Annotated in this window: 25 protein-coding genes; 16 read left to right on the forward strand and 9 right to left on the reverse strand. The window is 62.6% G+C overall.

From position 1 onward, the window contains the following. The first annotated feature begins 20 nt into the window (after positions 1-20). Positions 21-1217: a penicillin-binding protein activator gene (locus tag NJ75_RS02340; RefSeq protein WP_236727038.1), complete on the forward strand. Its 1197-nt coding sequence runs from the start codon at positions 21-23 to the stop codon at positions 1215-1217. An 80-nt stretch (positions 1218-1297) separates the two neighbouring features. After that, positions 1298-3298: a DNA topoisomerase IV subunit B gene (gene parE, locus NJ75_RS02345; RefSeq protein ID WP_039331141.1), complete on the forward strand. Its 2001-nt coding sequence runs from the start codon at positions 1298-1300 to the stop codon at positions 3296-3298. 90 nt (positions 3299-3388) lie between these two features. Here the strand turns inward: parE and NJ75_RS02350 are convergent, their stop codons facing one another. Continuing rightward, positions 3389-3874: a cupin domain-containing protein gene (locus NJ75_RS02350; protein WP_039331143.1), complete on the reverse strand. Its 486-nt coding sequence runs from the start codon at positions 3872-3874 to the stop codon at positions 3389-3391. 77 nt (positions 3875-3951) lie between these two features. Further along, on the reverse strand, positions 3952-4731 hold the full coding sequence (locus NJ75_RS02355) for a hypothetical protein (protein ID WP_052241867.1): 780 nt from the start codon (positions 4729-4731) through the stop codon (positions 3952-3954). Positions 4732-4999: 268 nt separating this feature from the next. On the opposite strand from NJ75_RS02355, the gene NJ75_RS02360 reads away from it, so the two are divergent. Next, entirely contained in the window at positions 5000-5845 is an 846-nt protein-coding gene (locus NJ75_RS02360; protein ID WP_039331145.1) for an AAA family ATPase, read from the forward strand. Between the two features lie 11 nt (positions 5846-5856). Beyond that, the gene (locus NJ75_RS02365; protein ID WP_039331147.1) at positions 5857-6273 is read left to right on the forward strand and encodes a GFA family protein; all 417 of its coding nucleotides are present in this window, start codon (positions 5857-5859) and stop codon (positions 6271-6273) included. A 30-nt stretch (positions 6274-6303) separates the two neighbouring features. Here NJ75_RS02365 and NJ75_RS02370 read toward each other — a convergent pair whose 3' ends face one another. Next, on the reverse strand, positions 6304-7059 hold the full coding sequence (locus tag NJ75_RS02370) for a glutathione S-transferase family protein (protein WP_039331482.1): 756 nt from the start codon (positions 7057-7059) through the stop codon (positions 6304-6306). Positions 7060-7151: 92 nt separating this feature from the next. Between NJ75_RS02370 and NJ75_RS02375 the strand changes: the two genes are divergently transcribed. Both NJ75_RS02375 and NJ75_RS02380 read left to right on the forward strand, forming a co-directional pair. After that, entirely contained in the window at positions 7152-7574 is a 423-nt protein-coding gene (locus NJ75_RS02375; RefSeq protein ID WP_039331149.1) for a GFA family protein, read from the forward strand. A 3-nt stretch (positions 7575-7577) separates the two neighbouring features. After that, complete coding sequence (locus NJ75_RS02380; protein WP_039331150.1) at positions 7578-8432, forward strand: DUF817 domain-containing protein; 855 nt, start codon at positions 7578-7580, stop codon at positions 8430-8432. Here the strand turns inward: NJ75_RS02380 and NJ75_RS02385 are convergent. Next, positions 8419-9306: a L,D-transpeptidase family protein gene (locus tag NJ75_RS02385; protein ID WP_039331152.1), complete on the reverse strand. Its 888-nt coding sequence runs from the start codon at positions 9304-9306 to the stop codon at positions 8419-8421. The two genes, NJ75_RS02380 and NJ75_RS02385, sit on opposite strands and share 14 nt — an antisense overlap. 136 nt (positions 9307-9442) lie before the next feature. Here NJ75_RS02385 and NJ75_RS02390 point away from each other — a divergent pair, with 136 nt between their 5' ends. The 5 genes from NJ75_RS02390 (at position 9443) to NJ75_RS02410 (ending at position 15176) form a co-directional block, all read left to right on the forward strand. Beyond that, positions 9443-10624, forward strand: a complete 1182-nt coding sequence (locus tag NJ75_RS02390; RefSeq protein WP_039331154.1) for a vWA domain-containing protein — start codon at positions 9443-9445, stop codon at positions 10622-10624. Positions 10625-10640: 16 nt separating this feature from the next. Next, positions 10641-11420 (forward strand): enoyl-CoA hydratase, encoded by a 780-nt coding sequence (locus tag NJ75_RS02395; RefSeq protein ID WP_039331156.1) that lies wholly within the window; start codon positions 10641-10643, stop codon positions 11418-11420. A gap of 282 nt (positions 11421-11702) precedes the next feature. Continuing rightward, a complete protein-coding gene (locus tag NJ75_RS02400) occupies positions 11703-13091 on the forward strand; it encodes a tetratricopeptide repeat protein (protein WP_039331157.1) in 1389 nt (462 codons plus the stop codon). A gap of 144 nt (positions 13092-13235) precedes the next feature. Continuing rightward, a complete protein-coding gene (locus tag NJ75_RS02405) occupies positions 13236-13826 on the forward strand; it encodes a twin-arginine translocation pathway signal protein (RefSeq protein ID WP_236727040.1) in 591 nt (196 codons plus the stop codon). Between the two features lie 75 nt (positions 13827-13901). After that, positions 13902-15176 (forward strand): MFS transporter, encoded by a 1275-nt coding sequence (locus tag NJ75_RS02410; protein WP_039331159.1) that lies wholly within the window; start codon positions 13902-13904, stop codon positions 15174-15176. A 6-nt stretch (positions 15177-15182) separates the two neighbouring features. Here NJ75_RS02410 and NJ75_RS02415 read toward each other — a convergent pair whose 3' ends face one another. Continuing rightward, entirely contained in the window at positions 15183-16397 is a 1215-nt protein-coding gene (locus NJ75_RS02415) for an exo-beta-N-acetylmuramidase NamZ family protein (protein WP_039331160.1), read from the reverse strand. Beyond that, the gene (locus tag NJ75_RS02420) at positions 16394-16936 is read right to left on the reverse strand and encodes a DOMON-like domain-containing protein (protein ID WP_039331161.1); all 543 of its coding nucleotides are present in this window, start codon (positions 16934-16936) and stop codon (positions 16394-16396) included. Before NJ75_RS02420 ends, NJ75_RS02415 begins: the two co-directional genes overlap by 4 nt. A 47-nt stretch (positions 16937-16983) precedes the next feature. On the opposite strand from NJ75_RS02420, the gene tyrS reads away from it, so the two are divergent. The 5 genes from tyrS to NJ75_RS02445 all read left to right on the forward strand — a co-directional run bounded on the left by tyrS (position 16984) and on the right by NJ75_RS02445 (position 21771). Continuing rightward, entirely contained in the window at positions 16984-18213 is a 1230-nt protein-coding gene (tyrS, locus tag NJ75_RS02425; RefSeq protein ID WP_039331163.1) for a tyrosine--tRNA ligase, read from the forward strand. Between the two features lie 142 nt (positions 18214-18355). Further along, positions 18356-18694 (forward strand): pilus assembly protein PilZ, encoded by a 339-nt coding sequence (locus NJ75_RS02430; protein WP_039331164.1) that lies wholly within the window; start codon positions 18356-18358, stop codon positions 18692-18694. A gap of 96 nt (positions 18695-18790) precedes the next feature. After that, positions 18791-20086 carry an MFS transporter gene (locus NJ75_RS02435; protein WP_039331165.1) on the forward strand — a complete coding sequence of 432 codons (1296 nt, stop codon included), beginning with the start codon at positions 18791-18793 and terminating at the stop codon, positions 20084-20086. A gap of 57 nt (positions 20087-20143) precedes the next feature. Further along, a complete protein-coding gene (cysK, locus tag NJ75_RS02440) occupies positions 20144-21061 on the forward strand; it encodes a cysteine synthase A (protein ID WP_039331166.1) in 918 nt (305 codons plus the stop codon). 5 nt (positions 21062-21066) lie between these two features. Then, positions 21067-21771, forward strand: coding sequence for a dienelactone hydrolase family protein (locus NJ75_RS02445; RefSeq protein WP_039331168.1), 705 nt, complete (start codon positions 21067-21069; stop codon positions 21769-21771). Here NJ75_RS02445 and NJ75_RS02450 read toward each other — a convergent pair. The 3 genes from NJ75_RS02450 to NJ75_RS02460 all read right to left on the reverse strand — a co-directional run bounded on the left by NJ75_RS02450 (position 21768) and on the right by NJ75_RS02460 (position 25613). Next, positions 21768-23225 (reverse strand): phosphotransferase, encoded by a 1458-nt coding sequence (locus NJ75_RS02450; protein ID WP_052241870.1) that lies wholly within the window; start codon positions 23223-23225, stop codon positions 21768-21770. The two genes, NJ75_RS02445 and NJ75_RS02450, sit on opposite strands and share 4 nt — an antisense overlap. A gap of 79 nt (positions 23226-23304) precedes the next feature. Then, a complete protein-coding gene (locus NJ75_RS02455) occupies positions 23305-25107 on the reverse strand; it encodes an acyl-CoA dehydrogenase C-terminal domain-containing protein (protein WP_039331170.1) in 1803 nt (600 codons plus the stop codon). Between the two features lie 29 nt (positions 25108-25136). Further along, a complete protein-coding gene (locus NJ75_RS02460; RefSeq protein ID WP_039331172.1) occupies positions 25137-25613 on the reverse strand; it encodes a MerR family transcriptional regulator in 477 nt (158 codons plus the stop codon). Positions 25614-25625 lie beyond the last annotated feature (12 nt).

Consider the following 25625-nt stretch of genomic DNA (forward strand, 5'->3'; position numbering starts at 1 on the left):
GGCTTTTCCATGGACCGGCGATGACAGAGCGACAAGAGGGTGTGCAGGGAATGATCGAGGGACAATCGGGCGACTGGCGCGAAACTGGCTTGCGCCGCTCCCGCAGATGGGTTGTCACCGGCACGCTGGCCCTTCTGGCAGGTTGCACCGTCATCCCCAAGGGCACTGGCCCGATCGCAGAACCGACCGAAAAGGCTCCTGACGCAAACGTCCTGCCAACCGATGCCGGCCGCCATCGTGTCGCGCTGCTGGTGCCAATGACAGGGCCAAACGCATCGGTTGGTCAATCGATAGCCAATGCTGCAACGATGGCCGTGCTCGATACCAGCGCGGCAAACCTGCGCATCACAACATATGACACAGCAACGGGCGCTGGCAGCGCGGCCGCCCGCGCCATTGCCGACGGCAACAAGCTGATCCTCGGCCCCCTGCTGTCCGATGATGTCGTTCTGGTCTCAAATGTTGCGCGCCCGGCCAAAGTCCCGATGATTACCTATTCGAACGACAGTGCCGTCGCTTCGCGAGATGTCTTTGTCATGGGTCAGGCCCCCGGCCAATCGATCACGCGCGTTCTCGGCTTCGCCAAGTCGCGTGGGATCAAGTCCGTTGCCGCAATCATCCCGACCGGTGATTACGGGCAGCGGGCGACCGCAGGGTTGACCGAGGCCGCGCGGGCCAATGGCGTCGCCGTCACCGCCATCGAAACCTATGATCGCGGCAATACGTCGGTTGCCAGCGCAGTACGCCGCGTCAAGGACAAGGGCCGTTTCGACGCGCTGCTGATCGCGGATGGCAGCCGCATCGCGCTTCAGGCGGGTCCGCTGGCGGGCAAAGGCGTCAAGCTTCTGGGAACCGAACTGTGGAGCGGTGAAGGCGCGATCGCGAAATCTGTCGCCATGCGCGGCGCATGGTTCGCTGCCGTCTCCGATCAGCGCTTCGGTCAATTTGAAAAGAGCTACGCCACACGTTTCGGCGCGACGCCATCGCGGCTTGCAACGCTGGGCTACGACAGCGTCCTGCTGACGCTCAACATTGCCCGAACATGGAAGCCGGGCACCACCTTCCCAACGGCGAAGCTCTACGATCCGCAGGGCTTCATCGGCCTTGATGGCGTCTTCCGCTTCACGGCAAGCGGCATGGCCGAACGGGCGATGGAGGTGCGTGAAGTTGGCACCGGCACCTTCACCACCGTATCGCCCGCTCCGGCAAAATTCTGATAGGCCGAAAGCGGGGGATTTCGCAGGATAAGGCGGCATCCCCGCTTGCGCCGGGATTCCCGTGTTCTATACCCGTTCGCATGTCCGACGACCTTTTCGACAAGCTCCCCGCCACCAGCGCAGCCGAGGCCTATGACGGCTCCGCCATCGAAGTTCTCGAGGGCCTCGAACCGGTCCGCCGCCGCCCCGGCATGTACATCGGCGGCACGGACGAGCGCGCGCTGCACCACCTCGCCGCCGAAGTGCTCGACAATGCGATGGACGAGGCGGTCGCCGGCCACGCCAACCGCATCGAGGTCATGCTGGAGGAAGGCAATCGGCTGACCATTTCGGACAATGGCCGGGGTATCCCCGTTGACGAACATCCGAAATACCCCGGCAAGTCGGCGCTGGAAGTCATCCTCACAACGCTTCACTCCGGCGGCAAGTTCTCCGGAAAAGCCTACGCAACCAGTGGCGGTCTGCACGGCGTCGGCGTTTCGGTGGTCAACGCGCTTTCCTCACTCACCCGGATCGAGGTGGCGCGAAACAAGGAGCTATACGCGCAGGAGTTTTCGCGCGGAAATCCGACGACCAAGCTGTTGAAGATCGGCAATGCCCCCAATCGGCGCGGCACGCAGGTCACGTTCATCCCCGATCTCGAGATATTTGGCGAAGACGCGAAGTTCAAGCCTGCCCGCCTGTTCCGGCTGGTCCGATCCAAGGCCTATCTCTTCGCAGGCGTCGAAATCCGCTGGAAGTGCGCTGCCTCGCTTGCCAGCGAGGAAGTGCCGGCGGAAGCCGTCTTCCAGTTCCCCGGCGGCCTTGCCGATCATCTCGCGGAACAGGTCTCGGGCCGCGAATGCGTCACCTCCGTGCCTTTCGCCGGCCGACAGGACTTCCCGCTCGGCCCCAATGGCGAAGAGAACGGCCGCGTAGAATGGGCTATCGCCTGGCCACTGTGGTCCGATGGTTCCTATTCGTGGTACTGCAACACCATCCCCACGCCCGATGGCGGCACCCACGAACAGGGCCTGCGTGCCGCACTGACCAAGGGCATCCGCGCCTTTGCCGAACTGATCGGCCAGAAGAAGGCCAAGGACATCGCGCCAGAGGACATGATCACCGGCAGCGAGATCATGCTTTCGGTCTTCATCCGCGATCCGCAGTTCCAGAGCCAGACCAAGGACCGCCTGACTTCGCCAGAGGCAGCGCGCATGGTTGAAGCTGCGGTGCGCGACCATTTCGACCACTATCTCACCGACAACATGGAGCGCGGCAAGGCGTTGCTCGGCGCGGTGATGGAGCGCATGGACGAACGCCTGCGCCGCAAGGCGGAGCGCGAGGTCAAGCGCAAGACCGCCACCAACGCCCGCAAGCTGCGCCTTCCCGGCAAGCTCACCGATTGCTCGGGCGAAGGTGAAGGCGAGACCGAACTGTTCATCGTCGAAGGCGATTCCGCAGGCGGCAGCGCCAAGCAGGCGCGTGACCGCAAGACGCAGGCAATCCTGCCAATCCGCGGCAAGATCCTCAACGTCGCCAGCGCCACGGCCGACAAGATCCGCGCCAACCAGGAAATCGCGGACCTCGCACTCGCGCTCGGCTGCGGCATGCGCAAGGACTGCAACCCGGACGCGCTGCGCTATGATCGGGTAATCATCATGACCGACGCCGACGTCGATGGCGCACACATCGCCACGCTGCTGATGACGTTCTTTTTCCAGGAGATGCCCGAGCTGGTCCGGCGCGGCCACCTCTACCTCGCCCAGCCTCCGCTCTATCGCCTGACCAGCGGCAGCACCTCCGCCTACGCCAAGGACGACGCCCACCGTGCCGAGCTGGAAGCGACCAAGTTCAAGGGCAAGAAGGTTGAAGTCGGTCGGTTCAAGGGCCTTGGCGAAATGAACCCGCAACAGCTGCGCGAAACCACGATGGCGCCTGCCACCCGCAGCCTCATCCGCATCACCCTGCCGCCTGAATACGAGGGCCGAGCGGCGGTGAAGGAACTCGTCGACCGCTTGATGGGCCGCGATCCCGCCCAGCGCTTCATGTTCATCCAGAACCGCGCGAGCGAGATCGATCCGGAGTTGATTGACGCGTAACCTCCCGGAAGGCGTCGTCGGCGTCATCCAAGCAGCCACTACAGAAAATGGCTGCTTACCGATCGATACGCCTAAACAAACGCGCCAGCGCTAGCCATGCTTGTCCTGCGCGGGTTTGGCAGGTTGGACAGTCCATTCAGGGGGCGTATCGTTCGGCTCATCGGCTTCGGCTGCCTCCTTCGTAGGATGCACGCGCGATGCGGCATGGTGGACAGGCGCGTAAATCGTATAGAGCTGGATAGGCTCGTCGCCGATGTTCGTGACGTTGTGCCAGGTGCCAGCGGGCACCAAAACGCACCAGCCATCCGACACTTGCCGCTCGAACGTCAGCTCATGCTCGGTTGGCCCCATCTGCACCAGGCCTTTTCCCGCGTCGAGCCGTAGGAACTGGTCCGTCTCGGGATGTGCTTCCAACCCGATGTCTCCGCCGACAGGAATCGACATGAGCGTTACCTGCAAATAGCGCCCCGTCCAGGCGACCGAGCGATAGTCGCCATTGGTCTTGGTCGCCACTTCGATATCGAAGGCTTGGGGTTGCGGGCCGATATCCTGAATGCGTTCTCCACTACTTGCCATGAAACGATCCCTTCGCAGTTTACAGTGATCGTTGCCCGCCACGGGGATTATGTTTCCGCACCACTTCCCATTCGGGTTTAGCCAGCAACTTGACGATCAGGATCGCCCTTTTTCGCTCGGAAATCAAACCGTATCCGCACCCACTCCCCGATCTGAGGCTTTCCATTCACCTTGGGTGGTCGCACCAAAAACTGCCAGCTCGCCTGCCGGATCGCGCGGGCAAGGCCTGATCCCGGCGGGCTTTCGCCAAGTTCCTGGCAATCCTCGACGTGGTACTTCTCCACCGTCCTGCACGCGATCATCGCCCAGTCCCCCTGCATCCGGCGCTGGGGCAGGTAGGGGCCGATCTCGGCATCGGTGGGTTCGCGATACCATTGCGCGGCAAAGAGCCGCACGCCGCCCGGACCTTGCCCTACGCTGGCGGAATCGCCCGGACTGCCCGCGCCCACCCGTTGCGCCCCGCCGGACTCTGCCCGCTTCATGTTGCTGATGTCGGTCGCGCGGTAGTCGTTGCGCGACAGCTCGATGAATCCTTCGGGCCATTCGACCTTGCCAGGCACTGGCACTTGAGGCGGCGCAGCCACCGGCTGGCTCACAGCGGCTTCGGCGGATTCCGCCTGCTTCTGCCGCTTCTGCTCCTGCTTTTGCGCCTTCTCTTCGTCCTGCCCCTGAGCGGATAGGTCGATCGCGGTCAGGTGCGTGCCCTTCCCATCGCCGAAGCCGGTAACCGCGCCCATTCGCCACATGATCAGGAACACCAACAAGGTTGTGACTGCGGCAAACGCCATTGCTCCGGCCCGCTCGCGCGACGATGCCTGATAGCCTTGCTTCGCCATGACATTGCGGGGTGCGACCATTTCCGCGTCGCTACACGGCGGTTTCGGGCACTTCAATCGCCGAGACGGCCAAGCATAAGTTAGCGACAATTTGACACGACATACATGACGAATGCGTCACCAACCGAGTTCAAAAATGACGCGTGCGTCATCAACATGCTCCGAAACTGACACGTGCGTCTAACTATGAGTTCGAAGATGACGCGGCCGTCAGTTCAGCAACCCCCTTGCGCCGCACTCTCCGCCGCCTTATCGCTTAACCGAACGATTAAGCACACAGGAACCGCCGATGCGCTTTGAAGGCACCAGCAATTACGTCGCTACCGAAGATCTCAAGGTCGCCGTCAACGCAGCCGTCCTGCTGCGCCGCCCTCTTCTGGTAAAGGGAGAACCCGGCACCGGCAAGACCGTGCTCGCTCATGAAATCGCGAAGGCGGTGAACGCGCCGCTTATCGAATGGAACGTGAAATCCACCACCAAGGCTCAGCAAGGCCTTTACGAATACGACGCAGTCGCCCGCCTGCGCGACGGCCAGCTCGGCGATGAACGGGTCCACGACATTCGCAACTACATCAAGAAAGGCAAGCTGTGGGAGGCCTTCACCAGTCCCACCCTTCCCGTTCTGCTGATTGACGAGATCGACAAGGCGGACATCGAGTTTCCGAACGACCTCCTGCAGGAGCTCGATCGCATGAGCTTCGACGTGTACGAGACGCAGGAGCGCATCGAGGCGCGTGAACGCCCGATCGTCGTGATCACCTCGAACAACGAGAAGGAACTGCCCGACGCCTTCCTGCGCCGCTGTTTCTTCCACTACATCAAGTTCCCGGACCGCGACACGATGCAGGCAATCATCGACGTCCACTTCCCCGGTATCCAGAAGACCCTGGTGAGCAAGGCGATGGAGGTGTTCTACGAGATCCGCGAAGTGCCCGGCCTCAAGAAGAAGCCCAGCACTTCCGAACTGCTCGACTGGCTCAAGCTCCTGCTGAACGAGGACATGCCATTGGACGTCCTCCAGAACCGCGATCCGACCAAGGCGATCCCGCCGCTGCACGGCGCGCTGCTCAAGAACGAGCAGGACATCATGCTGTTCGAGCGCCTGGCCTTCATGGCCCGGCGTCCGGGGAACTGAGGAAGATTGCCATGCCCCATGTCGGCGGATGCCTTTGCGGCGCGGTTCGCTACACAATCTCCGCCGACCCACTGGGCGCCCGCATGTGCTGGTGCCGAGATTGCCAACGCATCGCCAGCGGATCGGCTACGGTGAACGTGCTTTTCCCGGAAGCCGCCGTGGCGATCGAAGGCAAACTCGGAACCTTCGTGATGATTGCCGACAGCGGCAACACAGTCGAACGTGGCTTTTGCAATGTCTGTGGCGCGCAAATCTACAGTCGCACCGTCACGCCGACAGGCCTGCCGATGCGCGTTCGCGCGGGAACACTCGACGACCCCGAACTCGCGCCGCCAACGGCAGTCATCTGGGCGGACAGTGCGCCGAGCTGGGCTCCGCTACCCGGACATCTCCCGCGCCATCCCAAAGGTCCGCCGCCCGCCAGTTGAGCGTGCGGACCTTGCCGATGCAAGGGCGTCTCACTCCCGCGGCCCAAGCTTTTCCAGCTCTACCTGCGCGAACATCGCCTTTACCGCCGGCCGCTCGTTGATCTGTTCGATCCAGCGCACCAGGTGAGGCGTGTCCTCCTTGTTCACCAATTCCTTGAAGCCGAACGGCATGCCGTTGGCGATGGCGAAGTTGCAGATGTCGGCCAGGGTGTACTGCCCCGGCACCAGCCATTCATGGTCGGCAAGGTGGTCGTCCAGCTTTCGCACTGAGTAGCCGATCTTGCGCATTTCCTCGTCGAGCATGTCCTGCGGGAAGCCTTCGCGGGCGCGCCGCCACTTCACCTGCTGCTCGACCACCGGGATCGCTTTCACCTTTTCCTCGAACTCGGCGTCAGTAAGGCCCTTGACCATGTTGCCGACATAGCGATGCCAGCCAATGGTCGAGACGCACCAGCAGAAGTATTCGTCCACCCACTTCGTCCAGATGCGCATCTGTGCGCGCCCGAAGCTGTCGGCTGGGCGGAGCGAGACTTCCGTCGGGTATTCGTCCTCGAGATACTCGCAGATCACCGTTGATTCAGTGATGACCTTGTCGCCGTCCACCCCAGAGTCGACCAGCGCCGGCACCTGACCGCGCGGATTGATCGCCTTGAACCAATCGGTGTGATGCTCGAACTTTGCAGGATCCAGCCGATGCTTCTCGACATCGAGGCCCTTTTCGAACACCGTCAGCAGCGGTTTCATCGAGTTGGCAGCCGGTCCGAAACTGTAGAGCTTGAGTGTCATGGCGTTATCCTCTCCAAGTGGCAGCACCATAGACAATTGTATGTAACACTAACAATACCCAATTGCTGAAAGCCTGAAGGAAGCCTTTTGCCATGCCCTATTCCGGTCAATGTGCTTGCGGTTCCGTCCACCTCGAGGTCGCCGGAGAGCCAGTTGCGACTCGCCAGTGCTGGTGTCGCCAGTGTCAGCAGATTGCGGCCGGTGGCCCGACCAATAACGCGATCTTCAAGGCGGAAGACGTCAACATCACCGGCACCCTGGCCCATTCCGAATGGACGGCGGCCAGTGGCAACACCCTGACGTTCCACTTCTGCCCCGCCTGCGGCACGCAGATCTTCGCGCAGAGTTCTGCACGCCTTCACCTGAAGACAGTGCGCTTCGGTGCCCTTGACGCAGGCCACGGCCTGCGCCCCGAAGCGATCATCTGGACCGAGGATGCACCGCCCTGGGCTCAGTTCGACCCTTCTCTCGAAAGCTGGCCGCAACAGCCCCCTGCTCCGTCGCCCGTCAGCTAAGGCGTGAGCGACCTTGCGCCGAGGCACACCGCCCATACGCGGTTTGCCGCCATTCGCGCGCGGCTGGAGGCCATCGATCCAGCGCCGGGGCCGACGGCGTGGATCTACGAATTCCTGCTGTTCGGCTTCAAGCAGGGGTGGGCCTGCCTGTTCGGTGGCCTGATGCTGGCGATGCTGCTGGGTACGCATCTGTTCTGGCCGACGGATGCACCGATCGCCCGCTATGACGCGCTGACGATCGGTGCAGTCGCGATCCAGATCACCATGCTGCTGCTCCGGCTTGAGACTCTGTCAGAGGCCAAGGTCATCCTCGCCTTCCACGCGGTCGGCACGATCATGGAACTTTTCAAGACCGCCTACGGGTCATGGACCTACCCGGAACCAAGCCTGCTGCGGATCGGCGGCGTGCCGCTGTTCTCCGGATTCATGTATGCCTGCGTCGGAAGCTATATCGCCCGTGTCTGGCGCATCTTCGATTTCCGCTTTCCGCATTATCCGCCTGCAATCTGGAGCTACGTGCTCGCAGTTGCAGTCTACGTGAACTTTTTTGCGCATCACTGGCTGCCAGACGTCCGCCTGCTTCTCTTCGCGGCGATGGGCCTGCTCTTCTGGCGCACCCGCGTGATCTTCCGCGTGTGGCGGGAAAACCGTTCCATGCCGTTGCTGCTTGGCTGGTTCCTCGTGGCGCTGTTCATCTGGTTGGCGGAGAACATCGCCACTTTCTCACGCGCGTGGATCTATCCCAGCCAGGAGGCGGGCTGGACCCTTGTCTCCCCTGCAAAGCTCGGCGCTTGGTACCTTCTGATGTACATCTCGTTCGTGCTGGTTGCGGCCGTGCACCGGGTCAGATCACGTTGAAACAGTCCTGCCCCGAACGCTTCAGCACGCCGCACAGCGCATGGGCGCCGGGGGCGCTGGCGCGCAACCGCCAATAGCGGCGCTGGCCGACCACCGCAGGGACAACGGCCTTCTCGAAACTCGCCAGTTGCGGGTACATCGCGACCGCGCCCTGCCAATGCGCCTCTGCTTCGGCAGGGCTCAGCGCCGCAGCAAGCTGGATCGTCTGGACCGACGTCGCGGCAGCCATCACTACGCCATTGCCTGCTGCGGGCATGGCAGCGGGAGCTTGCGAATTGAGCGCCAGAGTCACCGCCCCCTGCTCTGAACGCAGCGGAGCATTCGTCACCACCACTGTCGTCCGGTCTGGCTTCGTCAGGTCGAACAGCGCCTTGGCAAAGCTGCGCGGCAAGCGGATGCAGCCGTGGGAGGCCGGATAGCCCGGGACATACCCGGCATGGATTGCAATGCCGCGCCAAGTCAGCCTCTGCATGTAGGGCATCGGGGCGTTACTGTAGATATTGGAACGATGGAACACCCGCTTCTGCAGGATCGGGAATACACCGGCCGGGGTCGAATGTCTGCGCTTGCCTGTAGAGACCGGCGAGGAACCCCAATGCGAGCCATCTTTGAACACGTGCATCCGTTGCGACGCCTTGCTAACCACGACCAGCACACCCGATTGCAGAACGTCCGCAACCGGCGGGGGCAATTGTGGGCGGACAGGCTGCGCGACTAGCGGGGCGACCTGAGGGGCAACCGGCGGGGGCGCGATCTGCTGGATCACCGCCTCCTGCACATCTGCCCGCGCCTCCCGCGCCGGCAGCGCCAAGCCGAGGCCCGCCAAACCCAGCAGAAGCCCAACGATCGCAAGCAAACCCGTAGCGCGACTCATGGTAAACTGCCCTTAACCATGTTTCCTCATGGCTTAACCGTTTGTCGCTTCCGCTCAACCGCCTATCGCGCAACAGCCCTTGCCGATCGCAGCGGCAGCGCTTAATCACTCGGTTAAGTCAGAGGAGCCGCAGCCCGTGTTTTTCAATTTCGTCGACGAGTTGCGTGCCGCAGGCATTCAAGCCAGCTTCAAGGAGCACCTTGTCCTGCTCGAAGCGCTGGACAAGGACGTGATCGAGCAGACACCGGAAGCATTCTACTACCTTAGCCGCGCGACCTTCGTGAAGGATGAAGGTCTGCTCGACCGCTTCGACCAGGTGTTCAACAAGGTCTTCAAGGGCCTGCTCACCGATTACGGCCAGCGCCCGGTCGACATCCCCGAGGACTGGCTCAAGGCCGTGGCCGAAAAGTTCCTGTCCGAAGAAGAGATGGAGAAGATCCAGTCCCTCGGCTCGTGGGAGGAGATCATGGAGACGCTCAAGAAGCGTCTCGAAGAGCAGGAGAAGCGCCATCAGGGCGGCAACAAGTGGATCGGCACGGGCGGCACCAGCCCGTTCGGCAATTCCGGCTACAACCCGGAAGGCGTCCGCATCGGCGGCGAGAGCAAGCACAAGCGCGCGGTAAAGGTCTGGGAAAAGCGCGAATTCGCAAATCTCGACAACACTCGCGAACTCGGCACGCGCAACATCAAGATCGCCTTGCGCCGCCTGCGCCGCTTCGCCCGCGAAGGGGCAGCAGACGAGCTCGATCTCGACGGCACGATCGAAGGCACGGCGCGCCAAGGCTGGCTGGACATCCGGATGCGGCCGGAAAAGCGCAACGCGGTCAAGCTCTTGCTGTTCCTCGATGTCGGCGGATCGATGGACCCGTTCATCAAGCTGGTCGAGGAACTGTTCAGCGCGGCAACCGCAGAATTCAAGAACATGGAGTTCTTCTACTTCCACAATTGCCTGTATGAAGGCGTGTGGAAGGACAACAAGCGCCGCTGGTCGGAACGCACCAAGACCTGGGACATCCTCCACAAGTTCGGCCACGATTACAAAGTGGTGTTCGTTGGCGACGCGGCAATGAGCCCCTACGAGATCAGCCATCCCGGCGGCAGCGTCGAGCATTTCAACGAGGAATCGGGCGCGGTGTGGATGCATCGCGTGGCGCAGACCTACCCCGCCACGGTCTGGCTCAATCCGGTGCCGGAAAAGCAGTGGACGTATTCGCAGTCGACCAAGATGATCAAGGACCTGATCGGCGGCAGCATGTACCCCCTGACTCTCGAGGGACTCGACGGGGCCATGCGCGAACTCACTCGCAAGAAACACTGACTCCGGGGGGCAGGCAATGGGCAAGACGATCCTCGCGCAACGGACGGCAGAGGGTCGACACGACCTGCTGCTGAATCGACCTGACAAGTTCAATGCCCTGTCGCAGGCCGTCCTCGCCGAACTGCTGGCCGAACTTTCGGACATCGCGAGCGACAATGAAGCGCGCGTCGTGGTCCTTGCCGGAGCGGGAAAGGCCTTCTGTGCCGGACATGATCTTGCCGAGATGCAGGCTGACCGCAATCTCGACGCCTACCACAGGCTTTTTGCTGCCTGTACCGACGTGATGGAGGCGATTGCTGCTCTCCCTGTTCCCGTCATTGCCAAGGTCCATGGCGTTGCCACCGCCGCAGGTTGCCAATTGGTCGGCGCCTGCGACCTTGCCGTCGCTTCCGAAGACGCGCGCTTTGCTGTTTCAGGAATCAACGTCGGCTTGTTCTGCTCAACCCCTGCCGTGGAGCTCAGTCGGAATGTGCCTGCAAAGCGTGCTTTCGAGATGCTGGTGACCGGGAAATTCATCGATGCCCGCACCGCCGCCGACTGGGGCCTTGTCAATACCGTCGCTCCGGCCGAGGCGCTTGATGCCGCAACCGATGATCTCGTCGCCACGATACTCGCCAAGAACCCCGATGCGATCCGCCGTGGCAAAAAGCTTTTCAACACCCAGCGCGAGTGCTCCCGCTCCGAAGCATATGCTCTCGCTTGCGAAGTCATGGCGCAGAACATGATGGACGAAAACACCGACGAGGGGATCAATGCCTTTCTGGAAAGGCGTGCTCCAGTCTGGCGGACGGCCTGACGGATAGAAACAGTTCATATTCTCGGCAATTAGTATTGTCCGTTCCAGAAACCCCGCTAGTCATCAGCTGACGTTGGGGGGATTGCCATGAATTTGAAGAATGCTCTTGCCGGGCTCACGGCTATATCGCTTGTGCTGCAGCCCATCACAGCATTCGCAGCAGACCAACCGACACCAGCTCCAACTGCTCCAGTTCCTGCTGCCCCAATTCCTAATGGCAAAGCTCCCGCCGGTCCATCGGCCTTTGTCCGCTGCGACGGCTTCCCGAACAAGGCCTCTACCTTGGGCACGGTTGCCCGGCTTGTGGCGATCACTGCCGTGATCGGTCTGCTCCTTCCTCCGCGCGAAGGCTATGATCCCAAGAAACGCGCCAACGGTGTGGACGGCATCAAGGCTTGTGACGAAGCCCTTTCCGGTCCCGAGCCTGCAAAGGACGGCGGTCGGCGCATCGAGCTGATCTTCGGTCGTGCAATTCACCGGATGGAAATGCAGGACTGGGACCGCGCCATTGCCGACATCCGCTCGGTCACGACGGACCAGCCCGATCTCACTGCCACGCTTGCCTACAAGCAAAGCCTGGGCCTCACCGCGATCGAGCTGCAGGCCATGGCGCTGACCGGCAAGGGCGATTACGCAGGCGCCCACGCACTCGGCCTTGAGCTGGCCAATCAGGCGCCCTTCGATATCAAGGCCCAACTCTCCGCGATGCAATATCTCGCGATCGCCAGGGCTTACGGTAGTGCCGAAGCGGCTGTTTTCGATCAGGCGGTGCGTGTCTACCCGCTCGCCGTGCTCGAACGCGCTGCAGCACGGGCCGTCGATGGACGTTTTCTTGAAGCAGCGTCCGACTACAAGGCCTTTGCCGATCTTCTCGGCACCGTTCCCAAGGTACGCGGCTATTCCTCGCTGGCACGCGCCGCTGTCGCGTACCGTCTCGGCGGGAACGTGGCAGAGGGCGATCGACTGATGAAACTGGCACTCGCCGCAGCAGAAGCCGACACGGCCCAGGGCAAGACTGACTCACCGGTAACTGCAACAAACGAAGCCAATGACCTCTACGCCATCGTTGTGGCGCTCGATTCCGGACAGGGCATGCGCGCCCGCACGCTGTTTTCCGCGCGTTCGCGCTGGCCGACGATCAACGCCGGGCTGGTTGCCGGAGTGGCCCGAAAGCTGGAGACGGTGGGCACACCTGCGGAACGCGCCAACACGCCAATTCCGACAGCCAAGGAGGTTCTGGCAGCGGAGGAGACACGCATCGCCGCCCAGATAAACAATACCGGCGATGACAATTCCGATCGGTTCGACACTTTCCGTCCTGCCTTCGCCCAGACCGAATTCGCCAAGTTCGCCGCGAACGTATGGAAGACGGACAAATCGAAATACGTGACCACGCCGAAGACCGACATCGAGTATGGCGAGTTTGTGGACACTTCGCGCAATGGCACCGGTACACCCGGCACCTATGCCTTGCTCCTGCATCTTGCACTGCTGACCAAAGCCCGGGGGCATAGCCACTTCATGCTCATGCCTGCCCAGACCTCGCTCTATCGCGCCAGATTCCGCACCGGCACGCCAGGTGACGGAAAAGTCTTTGCGGAAATGGCATTCGAGCCCGAGGCGGTCATTGCCTCGCTGGCGCCGCTGATCCCTCAGCCCCTCAAGAAGTGACGGCCTGAGGAAGCGAGAGCTTTGACATCGAGGGCGCGACCTATCACCGCATCCTCGCGCAAATCGCGTATTGCGCGACAGGTCGAGGGCAACCCAGTCTCCGGCAAGAGGTTCGGATCTTCCGGAAACAAAGGACCAATGACCTTGAAGCTTGTAGCAGTCTGTCTGGCGGTTTCGGCACTATCGCCCACAATCGTGGCATCACCTGTGCTCGCCGCCGAGAGCGATAAAGCCCAGCCACCCCTCGTCCCCGCCGAATTCAGCGTGCCTACCCTCGTCGAAGAACCAGCCTTCAAGCTGGTTCCGCTGGGTCCTGAACTCGTGAAGATCGACTATGACGCCTACATGTCGTCGATCGAGCACCTGCAGAAGACCTTCACGCGCAGCACGTCGTGGCCTCATGCCGGGATAACCGACGCCGAGGCGATGGCCGACATGCAGACCGAGCAGGCCCGTTTTGCCCTGCGCAAATCATTTGCCTATGCAGTGTTGACGCCCGACGGGAAGCGCGAGCGGGGCTGTGTCTATGTGCAGCCGAGCCCGGTTGCAGGATATGATGCCGTGGTCCTGATGTGGGTAACCAAGGCAGAGCATGAAGCCGGCTTCGACAAGGAGCTGCAGGCGTGGGTAATGCAGTGGATTGCCAGCAAATGGCCGTTCAGGAAGGTAGCCTATCCCGGGCGCACAATTAGTTGGGACAAATGGGACGCGCTTGTTCCTGCAAAGGCACATTAGGGCCGCCAGCGAAATCCTTGACTCCCACCCCGCATCTGCCAGCCTTGCGCGGGGGTTCGATCAACGGGAGCGATCGTGTCAGGGCATACCGTAGAAGAGCGTAAGCTTGCCCGACGCGCGGTGATTGCCGCCACAACCGGCAATGCGCTGGAATTCTACGATTTCATCACCTTCAGCTTTTTCGCGATCCAGATCGGCAAGGTATTCTTCCCTTCGGAAGATCCGTTTGTCAGCCTGATGGCCTCGTTGGCGACTTTCGGCGTCGGCTTTATTGGTCGCCCGCTTGGCGCATGGGCGATCGGCGCATGGGCAGATCGGCACGGACGCAAGCCGGCGATGCTCATGAGTATGACCCTGATGGGCGTATCGGTCGCGGTCCTCGCGCTCACGCCGTCCTATGCCGCCATCGGTGCCGTTGCGCCAGTGGTCGTGGTGCTGGCGCGCCTGCTGCAGGGTTTTGCTTTGGGCGGCGAAGTGGGCTCGGCCACGACCTACATGCTCGAAACCGCGCAGGATCATCGGCGTGGCTGGTCGATCAGTTGGCAAGGGGCGAGCCAGGCCATCGCATCATCGGCCGGATCGCTGGTCGGCCTCTGCCTCAGCCTTGCCCTCACGCCTGACCAGTTGACTGCCTGGGGCTGGCGAGTGGCCCTGCTGCTGGGCACGGTGATAGTGCCGTTCTCGCTGTGGATCCGCCGGTCCCTGCCTGAAACGATCCATGCGCCGGACCACCTGCCCACCGGTCACGTTCCTGCCGGAGTCTGGCGCACCGTCATTCTCGGGATGATGATGATCTCGGGCGCGACCATCGCCACCTACCTGTTCAACTACATGGCGACCTATGGCCAGAACACTCTGGGCTATTCTGCCAGCATCTCGCTGGGCAGCACGCTGGCGGTAAATGTCGCGCGGTTCTTCGCGATCCTGCTCGGCGGCTGGATGAGCGACCGGTTCGGGCGGCGGCCACTGATGATCTGGCCGACATTGGCTTTCACGCTGGCGATCGTGCCGGCTTACATAACTCTGACCAATGCGCATGATCCGGCGATGTTCATCGCGGTCAACGGCTTGCTTGCATTCGTCTCGACCCTGCCGAGCGGTGCCGTCTATGCCGCAATTGCCGAAAGCCTGCCCAAGGCAAGCCGCGCCCGCACCTTCGCACTGGTATATGCCCTGCCCGTCACGTTCCTGGGCGGATCGACGCAGTTGGTGATCACCTGGCTGCTGAAAGTCACCGGAAATCCGATGGCCGTCGCCTGGTACATGGTCTCGGCCGCCGCCGTGGCCCTTCTGGCAATGGCCTTGATGCACGAGAGCGCCCCGCGGCGGACACAGGCAGCCTCAGCCTGAGGTTCGTCAGTAAAGCAGGAAGCGCGCCCGCTCTTCGATCCACTCCGTCTCATCGGCTCCTGCCAAGGCGTCGAGATCGTCCGCAGTGCTGGCCGCATCGTCCACCCACTCGCGCAGCGCAGTGCCGCCATTGATCACGTCGATCGCCAGCTTGTCGAAAACGTACTCGTAAGGAAAATCGCGCCAGATCGGGTAATCCGGATAGAGCCTGCGGATGGCCTTGAAGGCCAGCGCCTGCAGCCGCCACGGACGGAAAGCGTGGTGGTCGTAGAACGCGCCCTCGGCATGGATCATCAGCGCATTGCATAGTGTTTTCGCATGCTTGTGGAAGGTCGGCTCGAACCAGCATTCGCGGATGGCGCATCCCTCCATCCATTGCGGCGCGAAACTGCGCATTTCGGCAAGGACAGCCCTGGCGTCAACGTCGGGCGCCCCGAACAGCACTTCCAGCGGGCGCGTCGTGCCACGCCCTTCGGACAAGGTCGCGCCCTCGATCATCACGGTCCCGGCATAGGCTCGCGCCATGTTGAGACTGGCGGCGTTGGGTGACGGGTTGATCCAGATCCGGCTCTGCGGCCAACCGAAGCCGGGACCTTCAGGCTCCCAGCCCTCCATGGTGATCACGCGGTAGTCGACGTCGAGCTTGAAGTGCTCCACGAACCATGCGCCCATCTCGCCCAGCGTCATTCCGTGCCGCATCGGCATCGGGCCAGCACCAACGAAGCTCTCCCAGCCCGGCAGCAGCGTGGTGCCTTCGACAGGGCGGCCCGCGGGATTGGGCCGGTCAAGCACCCATACCGCCTTGCCGGTTCCGCCATTCCTGTTGGACTCGGACGCAGCCTCAAGCAGATAGAGCAGCGTGGTAACGAAGGTGTAGATGCGGCAGCCGAGGTCCTGCAGGTCGAAAAGGAACACCTCCGCAGTGTCCATCATTGCCGCGGTCGGCCGGCGCACCTCGCCATATAGGCTGAACACGGGGATGCCGTAGATCGGGTCCATCTCGTCGGCGGTCTCGACCATGTTGTCCTGCTTGTCGCCCTTGAGGCCATGCTGCGGGCCAAGGGCGGACGTGATGTTGATGCCGCCGGCGATCAGCGCATCGAGCGAATGGACCAAGCCTTCGGTGACCGAGGCCGGATGGGCCACCAGCGCGACGCGCTTTCCTTCGAGTGGCTTCCTCAGGGCGGGGTCGGCAAGCAGCCGGTCGATACCGAATTTCATGGCTGGTGCGGTGCCTCAAGGCGGCTCGCGAAGCAAGACTCGTGATGGAAGTCTGGCCGGTCTTCACGGTGGGCCATCGCCCAGTATGACTTGTGCCCGCCCTCCTCCTCGATCACCGCAGTCAACCCGTACACGAAAGGAAGCGCGGGCAAGGCCGCCGTGGGCAGCGCGACGTCGAAGATCAGCACTGACTGCCCCCGGCGCGGCGTACAGACCGGTGGACGAGGCATCGCACGCTCAACCATCCCCTCGCGATAGCCGCAAAAATCATAGGCCGCCCACGCCTGCGAAGGCGAGAAGTTGAACTCGACATACTCGTCGCGATGCTGAGGCCTCATGAAAAGCTCGAAGCACGTCGTCTGCCAAAGGCCATCAGCCCGGACCTTGCCTGCAAACGGTGGCAACACGATGCGCCCTGCGCCCTCCACCCGCCAGCGCAAGGTCAACCATCGCGGCTCGAACGCAAGTATCCGCGCGCAAAGTCCGGTAACGCCAAGCGGCGGCGTCGTGGGGTGATGCACAAGCTCGAACGTTTCCAAGCGCTGTTCTCCGTGCTAGGCGCGCCGCCACAGGAAAGAAGGCTCCGATGACCCAGTACCAATCCACCCTCCTCCGCCTGCTTGACGAGCGCGGCTACATTCATCAGCTGACCGATGCCGAAGGGCTCGACAAGCTGGCCAGCGAGGGCGTGGTGCCGGGCTATATCGGCTTTGACGCCACCGCGCCATCGCTCCACGTCGGCAGCCTCGTGCAGATCATGATGCTGCGCCGCCTCCAGCAGGCCGGGCACAAGCCGGTGGTGCTGATGGGCGGCGGCACGACCCGTATCGGCGACCCGACGGGACGGGACGAGAGCCGCAAGATGCTGTCGGACCAGACGATCGAGGACAACATCGCCTCGATCTTCACGGTGTTCTCGAAGCTGCTCAGGTTCGGCGATGGACCTACCGACGCCGTGATGGTCAACAATCACGATTGGCTGGGAAAACTGGGCTACATCGAGTTGCTCCAGGAAGTCGGCACGCACTTCACGGTCAATCGCATGCTCACGTTCGATTCGGTCAAGCTGCGGCTCGAGCGCGAGCAGCCGATGACCTTCCTCGAATTCAACTACATGATCCTGCAGGGCTACGATTTCCGCCATCTCAACAAGGCGATGGGCGTGCGCCTGCAGATGGGCGGTTCGGACCAGTGGGGCAATATCGTCAACGGCATCGAACTCACCCGCCGCAAGGATGGCAAGGAAGTCTTCGGTCTAACGACGCCGTTGCTCACCACCGCCGATGGCAAGAAGATGGGCAAGACTGCGGCCGGCGCGGTGTGGCTCAACGAGGACGCGCTGCCTGCGTGGGATTTCTGGCAGTTCTGGCGCAACACGGATGACCGCGATGTCGGCAAGTTCCTGCGCCTGTTCACCGATCTCCCTCTCGACGAGATCAAGCGGCTCGAGGCACTGAAGGGTAGCGAGATCAATGCCGCGAAAGTCGTTCTGGCCAACGAGGTAACCCGGCTTGTGCGTGGCGAAGAAGCCGCCAAGGCGGCCGAAGCCACCGCCTCGGCGACCTTCGCTGGCGGCGGGCTCGGTCAGGACCTGCCGGTTTTCGAATCAGCCGAAGACAGCATCGGAATCATCGACGCGCTTGTCGGGCTTGGCTTTGCAGCCAGTAGAGGGGAAGCGAAGCGCCTTGTGGCCGGCGGCGGAGCAAAAGTTGCGGGCGAACCGGTCACCGACGAAAGCCTTCGCATTGCCCTGTCCTCCGAAGAGATCCGCATCTCGTCGGGCAAGAAGAAGCACGGCATCCTTCGGCGCGCCTGACATGCGTGCTCTCGTCAATCTTACGTGATCCATAACGGCAGAGGCCTGCCGGTTCCGGCAAGCCTCTGCCGCAGCTTTACGAATTGTTCGCCATTTCGGTCCTATATCCTTCGGCATAGTCACTCATGCGCCAGGAGGAACGATGCGCGGCGGAGCCCAGCTTTCAGTCACCGATCTGCGTCGTTCCACCCGGCACCCGGTCAATTTGCCCGTGATCGGGGAACATCGCGCACGGGGCGACATCATGCTGCAGTTCGCCAATATCTCGACAACCGGGTTCATGGCCAATGGCTGCGGCGATCTTGGCCGAGGAGAACGCGTTACAGTGCGGCTGCCGGTCATCGGACGCATTGAGGCCTTTCTCGTGTGGACCGACGGCGATCGCGCCGGTTTCCAGTTCGAGCGAATCATACGTCTTGATGATTTCAACAAGCTGATCCGCGCCATCCAGCCCGGACCCCGGTCGCGCAGTCAGGGCTGACGCTTCGCGCATGGTCCTTGCCGCAGCCCAGTTGCTGCGCCAGCCCCAAATTTTGCTTTCTTGGCATCGTCCCGGTCGGCTGGCATTGCACCGGCCGTGACCAAAGCTCCTCCTGATTCCCCGACTTCGGCTTCGCCCTCCTCGCCGCTTGCCATTCCCGATTACCGGCGATTCTGGATCGCCCGCTTTTTTTCGGTGCTTGCGACATCGGGAATGGTAGTGATCCTCGGGTACCAGCTTTATGACGTTGCCCGCGGACAATACGGGATGTCGATCGCCCAGGCCGCATTCCAGCTTGGCTTGCTCGGCCTTGCGCAGTTTCTGCCGCTGTTTCTGCTTACTCCCGTAGCCGGAGTTGTCGCCGACCGGTTCGATCGGCGCAACGTTGCGGGGCTTGCGATGTGCATCGACCTGGTTGTCGCCCTGTCACTAGCGCTCTGCACTTATGCCGAGGCCCTGTCGTTACCTTTGCTGTTCGGGCTTGGCGCTCTCCACGGAACCGCGCGCGTCTTTATCGGCCCTGCGCTATCCTCCATTGCACCCAATGTCGTACCTGCAGAACTGATGCCAAAGGCGGTGGCGATCAATTCGATGGCATGGCAGACCGGCTCGGTCGGCGGCCCGGCCATTGCTGGCCTGCTTTTCGCAGGGCACCCGTCCCTGCCCTATTGGTTGTCGACCGGGTTGCTGGCGCTGGGCGCTTTCTGCATCTTTGGCATCCGCAGGATTCCGCCGCCGGAAGGCAACCGCAACGCGCACCCCTTGCGCCAGATTCTCCAAGGCCTCTCGTTCGTGTGGAACGACCGATTTCTGCTTGGTTGCGTCACGCTCGATCTATTTGCAGTGCTCCTCGGCGGAGCCACCGCACTGCTGCCGGTTTTCGCTCGCGACATTCTCTTCATCGACGGACGACCGGTCGGCGCGGATGGCCTCGGCTTGATGCGGGCAATGCCGGGCCTCGGTGCTGCGCTTGTCGCGTTCGTCCTGGCCCGCAAGCCAATCACGCAGAATGTCGGCAACAAGATGCTATTGGGCGTCGTGATCTTCGGCCTCTTCACCATCGGCTTCGGACTATCGACGAACTATTACCTGTCGCTGCTGATGCTGGTCGGCATCGGCGCGGGGGATATGGTTTCGGTATTCATCCGTAGCACGCTCGTGCAGTTGCACACCCCGGATGACGTTCGCGGACGTGTCTCCTCCATCTCCGGCCTGGCCATTTCGGCATCCAACGAACTGGGCGAAATGCAATCGGGCGTGGCCGCGGCCCTGATCGGTGCTGTCGGCGCCGTGATCTTCGGCGGCATCAGCGCCATTGCCGTGACGGCGGCGTGGTTTTTCCTTTTCCCGGAACTGAAGAACGCGCGAACCTTTGCAGCGCGGTACAGATAGTCCTAGGCTGTCCCCCGCGACTCCATCCAATCCCTTCACCAAGAGGAGCCAAGCGACATGAGAGCGGATTCCATCCTCGCCACTATCGGCAACACACCGCACGTTCGCCTGTCCCGCCTGTTTCCCGACCACGAGGTATGGGTGAAGAACGAGCGCGCCAATCCCGGCGGCTCGATCAAGGACAGGATCGGCCTTGCCATGATCGAGGCAGCAGAGGCTGATGGCAGCCTCAAGCCCGGCGGCACGATCATCGAGCCGACCTCGGGCAACACCGGTATCGGTCTTGCCATGGCCGCAGCGGTCAAGGGCTACAAGCTGGTCCTCGTCATGCCCGAATCAATGTCGCTCGAACGCCGCAGGCTGATGCTCGCCTATGGCGCCACCTTCGACCTCACCCCGCGTGAAAAGGGCATGAAGGGCGCCATCGAGCGCGCCCGCGAACTCGTCGAATCGACTGAGGGTGCATGGATGCCCCAGCAGTTCGACAATCCTGCCAACGTCGCCGTCCACGTACGGACGACGGCCCAGGAAATCCTCAAGGATTTCGCCAGCGAACCGATCGACGTGCTGATTACCGGAGTCGGCACCGGCGGCCACCTCACCGGCTGCGCCGAGGAGCTGAAGAAGCACTGGCCCTCGATGAAAGCCTACGCGGTCGAGCCGACGCTTTCGCCGGTCATCTCGGGCGGACAGCCCGCCCCTCACCCGATCCAGGGCATCGGCGCCGGTTTCATTCCCGGCAACCTTCACACCAAGTCTATCGACGGAGCCATTACCGTCGATCCGGCCGATGCCAAGGAAATGGCGCGGCAGTGCGCGGCCAAGGAAGGCATCCTCGTCGGCATTTCCTCAGGCGCGACCTTGGCTGCGATTGCCCAGAAGCTTGGAACCCTGCCCGCCGGCAGCCGCGTGCTCGGCTTCAACTATGATACCGGCGAGCGCTATCTTTCGGTTCCGGACTTCCTGCCGGAGTAAGCGCAATGGCGGTCGAACAGGTCGATTACGCCGACGGTGACTTGGCCCTCACCGGCTTTCTGGTGAAGCCTGACGGGCCGCCCCGCGCCGCCGTGCTGGTCCTGCCGACGATCGCCAACTGCAATGCCCCGATGATCCGCCGCGCCCACATGCTGGCGCAGGCGGGTTGTCTGGCGATGGTCGCCGATTTCTACGGCGTACAGGTCCGCGATTTCGACCACGCGCGTGAACTGGCGGGGCCATTGCGCGCAAGCGTGGAAAGCTACCGCCAGCGCCTGCACGCCGCCCTTGCTGCTCTGACCGGGCGAGCGGAAGCGCAAGGTCTGCCCGTTGCCGCGATCGGCTACTGCATGGGCGGACAGGCCGCACTCGAGTTGGCGCGCGACGGGGCGGAACTCGTCCTGGCCGCCAGCTTCCACGGCCTGCTCGACACGCAGGCCCCCGCCGCACCCGGCGCCGTGAAAGCCCGAATCCTGGTCTGCCATGGCGACGCCGACCCGATGGTTCCGCGCGCGCAAGTCATGGCATTCTGGGAAGAAATGGACGCTGCCGGGGCCAACTGGCACTTTCACAGCTACAGCGGCGTGCGCCACGGCTTCACCGATCCGGGCAGCGACGAGCGGGGCATGGCCGCCATCAGCTATGACGCCAGCGCCGACCGACAGAGCTGGGCTGCGTTGATGGAACTGCTTGACGAAGTCCTGGGCTAGGCCAGACCCCAGTCCCGCAGCGCTGCAACATTGCGCTCGGCAAGGGTCAGCAGCAACCGATCGCCGTGATCGCTCTCCGGCATGGCAAGGATCGCGCCCACCGTGAACTGCAAGGGGACCGGCAAGGCCGTCGCATATTCGGCCCGCGCCTGTTCGAGTCCCCACTCGGGTGCAACCTCCGCCATCGCTGCAACATGGCGTTCAATCAACGCGGCCTCGCAAGCCCGGCGATCCTCAGGCGAAAGTGAACCCGACAAGAAATAGGCAAGGTCGAACATCGGACTGCCGCGCGCGGCAAATTGCCAATCGATCAGCCACGCGCGTGGGCCCTCTGGTGTATCCTCGAACAGGACATTGTCGACGCGGGGCTCGCCGTGAATCAGCGCGTCCCCCTTCGCCGCAGTTTCGATATGCCCGCGAATGCGCGGCACCAAACTCTCTATTGCGTCGATCAGCGCGGGCTCTGCCCTTCCGGCAAAGCGCCGCTTCCACTCCGTCACAGCGAGCGCGAACCCCTCGGCAGACCGCCCTGCAAGCGCCGCGCGATCAAACAGCCAATCGGCTGCATCCAAGCGCGGATCACCCCAGGTTGCCGAATGCAGCGCTGCGAGTTCACGCGCCACCGCCCCTGCTTCGGCCACGCTGCAGCCGGCGATCTGGTCTCCCGGACGGGCTCGCTCAGACAGGTCCTCGAGCACGAGATTGATCGTGCGACCGTCTGCGCCGGTCCTGGCCCAATAAGCGCGCGGCGTAGCGAGCGGCGGCACAGTCCCAAGGAACCGGTAGACCTCGCACTCCCGGTGATAGACGCCAAAATCGCCCGCCACGGACACGGCCTGCGGAATGCCCGATGTGATCTTGCAGATGACGGACCCAACCGCATCCGCCGCATTCGCATTGTAGGTTACCGCCGCCCGGATCGTCTGCGACAGATTGCCGTGTCCGATGGGCTTTGTGGCAACGAGGCTCACCCTCGGCGCAGGCACATCTCCATGCTGGAACACCGCCTGCAGCCATGCGGGCGTGATCCCGTCCATCGTGGCAACAAGCGCAGGTTCGGGCAGGTCCTGCGGCACCGAGGCGTCGCCTTCACGCCCCCAGCGACCGGCAACGTAGCTCGAATTCCAGCAGTCGGTGAACTTGCCGTCGACCGCCTTGAACACTTCGATTCCGCAGAGTTCGATCCGCTCACCCTTGCGGGTGTGCATGTTCCAGACCGAGGTCACATAGGTATCGTCGGCATGCAGCACTTCGTGCTCGAAGTACGGCTCAGCCTTTTCGCTCTGCTGACGCACCCGCGCAATCTGGTCCTCGAGCGAAAGCGCCGACACACTGCCGGGATCGTGACGAACAATCGGATCGGCACAGAGCTCTCGAATGAGTTCGGCGTTGCGGTTGTTCCAGACTTCCGTCCAGTAGAGCTCGATAAGCTCCTTGGGGCTGCGCCTGATCATGCCTGTCTCCCATTATCGGCAGAACTAGGCCTCAGCGAGGCGCAGCCCGTCAAGCGAGCCGGCTTGTCAGATCACCGCATCAGGCGATGGCGAGCTGCTCCGGCGTCAGCGCCATGATCGTATCGCCACCGGCCTCCACCTGGCGGCGCAGCGCCCCGGCTTCGGTGGTATAGCGCGTTGCCCAATGGCGGGCGCAGGTCAGCTTGGCCTCGTAGAACGCCTTGTCTTCGGTGCCATCTGCCAGGGCAGCAGCCGCAACCTTTGCCATGCGCAGCCACATCAGGCCGAGGGACACGATGCCCGTCAACGTCATGTAGGCATAAGCGCCGGCGCCAAGGTTGTTCGGGTTGGCCATGGCGTTCTGCATGAACCACATCGTCGCAGCCTTCAGTTCGCCGTTGGCCTTGGCGAGACGTTCGCCGACGAGCTTTACCGTCTCATCCGAGGACTCTTCGGCACACTCGGCATCGATCAGCGCAAAGAACGCCTGGATCGCGCGCCCGCCGTTCAGCGCCAGCTTGCGCCCGACAAGGTCCATCGCCTGAACGCCATTGGTGCCTTCGTAGATCATCGCTATGCGCGCATCGCGGACAAACTGGTCCATGCCATTCTCGGCGATATAGCCGTGGCCGCCCCAGACCTGCTGCATGTCGGTGGCCACCTTGTAGCCCATGTCGGTGCCATAGCCCTTGATCACCGGGGTGAGCAGGCTGATCAGGTCGTCAGCCATCTGGCGCTCTTCCGCCGTGGCCGCCTTGTGCGACAGGTCGACCTGCAGCGCGCCCCACAGGCACAGCGCGCGCATGCCCTCGATGAAGGTCTTGGCGTCCATCAGCATGCGGCGCACGTCGGGGTGGACGATGATCGGATCAGCCTTGGCCTGCGGATCCGCCGGCCCCGTCAGAGCGCGGCCCTGGCGTCGGTCAAGCGCATAGGCAAGGCCGTTCTGATAGGCGACTTCGGCCTGCGCCAGCCCTTGCATGCCCACGCCAAGGCGCGCGGCGTTCATCATGATGAACATGGCGGCAAGGCCCTTGTTCTCCTCGCCGACCATCCAGCCCTTCGCCCCGTCATAATTCATGACGCAGGTGGCGTTGCCGTGAATGCCCATCTTTTCCTCGATGGACCCGACCGAGACGCCGTTCTTCTTGCCCAGCGAACCGTCGTCATTGACGATGAACTTCGGGACAATGAACAGTGAAATGCCCTTGCTCGATTCCGGGGCACCCGGCGTCTTGGCGAGAACGAGGTGGATGATGTTCTCGGTCAGGTCATGATCGCCCGCCGAGATGAAGATCTTGGTGCCGGTGATGGCGTAGGAACCATCGGCCTGCGGTTCGGCGCGGGTGCGGATCATGCCGAGGTCGGTGCCGCAATGCGGCTCGGTCAGGTTCATGGTTCCGAGCCATTCGCCGGTGACCATCTTGGGCAGGTACTTGGCCTGCTGCTCGGGCGAGCCTTTGGCGATGATTGCCGAGATCGCGCCATTGGCAAGGCCGGGGTACATCGCAAATGCCTGGTTGGCCGTGGCGAGGTACTTCTCCATGATGAAGCCCATCACGTGGGGGAGCCCCTGACCGCCGTAGGCTTCGGGCGCGGAGAGCGTCCCCCAACCCCCTTCGACATACTGGCGATAGGCGTCCTTGAAGCCGGTCGGCGTGGTCACGCTGCCATCGGGATGGCGAGTGCAACCTTCCCGGTCCCCGGAAAGGTTGAGCGGAGCGATGACCTCGGAAACGAAGCGTCCTGCTTCCTCGATGATCGCATCGGTCATATCCGGCGTTGCGCTCTCGAAGCCCGGCAGGTTGCCATAGCTTTCAAGGCGGATCAGTTCGTTGACGACGAAACGGGTGTCGCGGGTCGGCGCGTTGTAGATCGGCATTTGGTCCTGTCCCTTTAAGCGTTCGGCTTTCAGACCGTTGGATCGCGGCCTTCAGACCGCTCCTTGGCGATGACGAGATCGACAAAGCTGGTCAGCTCGTCGATGGTCGCAGCAATGTCCGCCTGTTGGCGACGCAGGTTCTCGATCCGCTCACGACACTTGGCAATCGTGACGCGGCGCTGCTCGGCGCGCCCGTCACCCATGTCGTAAAGATCGATCATGTCGCGAATCTCGGCGAGGCTGAAACCCACGTTCTTGGCGCGCATGATCCAGGCGAGACGCGCGCGGTCCCGCTTGGAATAGATGCGTGACAGCCCGATCCGTTCGGGCGCGATCAGCCCTTCGTCTTCATAGAAGCGCAGTGCACGGGCCGTCACCCCGAACTCGTTGGAAAGATCGGAAATGGTGAACTGGTCACGCTTGAGCGCATCGGGCTGATCGAGATGCCCGGTGTGCTCGTTCTGTGCAGACGGATCGCGAGTCGCTGTGGCGGCATGCTGTGACATGTCGCCAAGCTA

The organism is Novosphingobium subterraneum (assembly GCF_000807925.1).
In the GTDB taxonomy this organism is placed as follows: Bacteria; Pseudomonadota; Alphaproteobacteria; order Sphingomonadales; family Sphingomonadaceae; genus Novosphingobium; species Novosphingobium subterraneum.

What these genes read in the sequence shown, in the direction of transcription:
- NJ75_RS02430 (WP_039331164.1), top strand. Translation starts at nt 18,356, where the DNA reads ATGCGCGGCGGAGCCCAGCTTTCAGTCACCGATCTGCGTCGTTCCACC.
- NJ75_RS02445 (WP_039331168.1), top strand. Translation starts at nt 21,067, where the DNA reads ATGGCGGTCGAACAGGTCGATTACGCCGACGGTGACTTGGCCCTCACC.
- cysK (WP_039331166.1), top strand. Translation starts at nt 20,144, where the DNA reads ATGAGAGCGGATTCCATCCTCGCCACTATCGGCAACACACCGCACGTT.
- tyrS (WP_039331163.1), top strand. Translation starts at nt 16,984, where the DNA reads ATGACCCAGTACCAATCCACCCTCCTCCGCCTGCTTGACGAGCGCGGC.
- NJ75_RS02460 (WP_039331172.1), bottom strand. Translation starts at nt 25,613, where the DNA reads ATGTCACAGCATGCCGCCACAGCGACTCGCGATCCGTCTGCACAGAAC.
- NJ75_RS02375 (WP_039331149.1), top strand. Translation starts at nt 7,152, where the DNA reads ATGCCCTATTCCGGTCAATGTGCTTGCGGTTCCGTCCACCTCGAGGTC.
- NJ75_RS02350 (WP_039331143.1), bottom strand. Translation starts at nt 3,874, where the DNA reads ATGGCAAGTAGTGGAGAACGCATTCAGGATATCGGCCCGCAACCCCAA.
- NJ75_RS02370 (WP_039331482.1), bottom strand. Translation starts at nt 7,059, where the DNA reads ATGACACTCAAGCTCTACAGTTTCGGACCGGCTGCCAACTCGATGAAA.
- NJ75_RS02355 (WP_052241867.1), bottom strand. Translation starts at nt 4,731, where the DNA reads ATGGTCGCACCCCGCAATGTCATGGCGAAGCAAGGCTATCAGGCATCG.
- NJ75_RS02365 (WP_039331147.1), top strand. Translation starts at nt 5,857, where the DNA reads ATGCCCCATGTCGGCGGATGCCTTTGCGGCGCGGTTCGCTACACAATC.
- NJ75_RS02455 (WP_039331170.1), bottom strand. Translation starts at nt 25,107, where the DNA reads ATGCCGATCTACAACGCGCCGACCCGCGACACCCGTTTCGTCGTCAAC.
- NJ75_RS02395 (WP_039331156.1), top strand. Translation starts at nt 10,641, where the DNA reads ATGGGCAAGACGATCCTCGCGCAACGGACGGCAGAGGGTCGACACGAC.
- NJ75_RS02415 (WP_039331160.1), bottom strand. Translation starts at nt 16,397, where the DNA reads ATGAAATTCGGTATCGACCGGCTGCTTGCCGACCCCGCCCTGAGGAAG.
- NJ75_RS02385 (WP_039331152.1), bottom strand. Translation starts at nt 9,306, where the DNA reads ATGAGTCGCGCTACGGGTTTGCTTGCGATCGTTGGGCTTCTGCTGGGT.
- NJ75_RS02360 (WP_039331145.1), top strand. Translation starts at nt 5,000, where the DNA reads ATGCGCTTTGAAGGCACCAGCAATTACGTCGCTACCGAAGATCTCAAG.
- NJ75_RS02340 (WP_236727038.1), top strand. Translation starts at nt 21, where the DNA reads ATGACAGAGCGACAAGAGGGTGTGCAGGGAATGATCGAGGGACAATCG.
- parE (WP_039331141.1), top strand. Translation starts at nt 1,298, where the DNA reads ATGTCCGACGACCTTTTCGACAAGCTCCCCGCCACCAGCGCAGCCGAG.
- NJ75_RS02450 (WP_052241870.1), bottom strand. Translation starts at nt 23,225, where the DNA reads ATGATCAGGCGCAGCCCCAAGGAGCTTATCGAGCTCTACTGGACGGAA.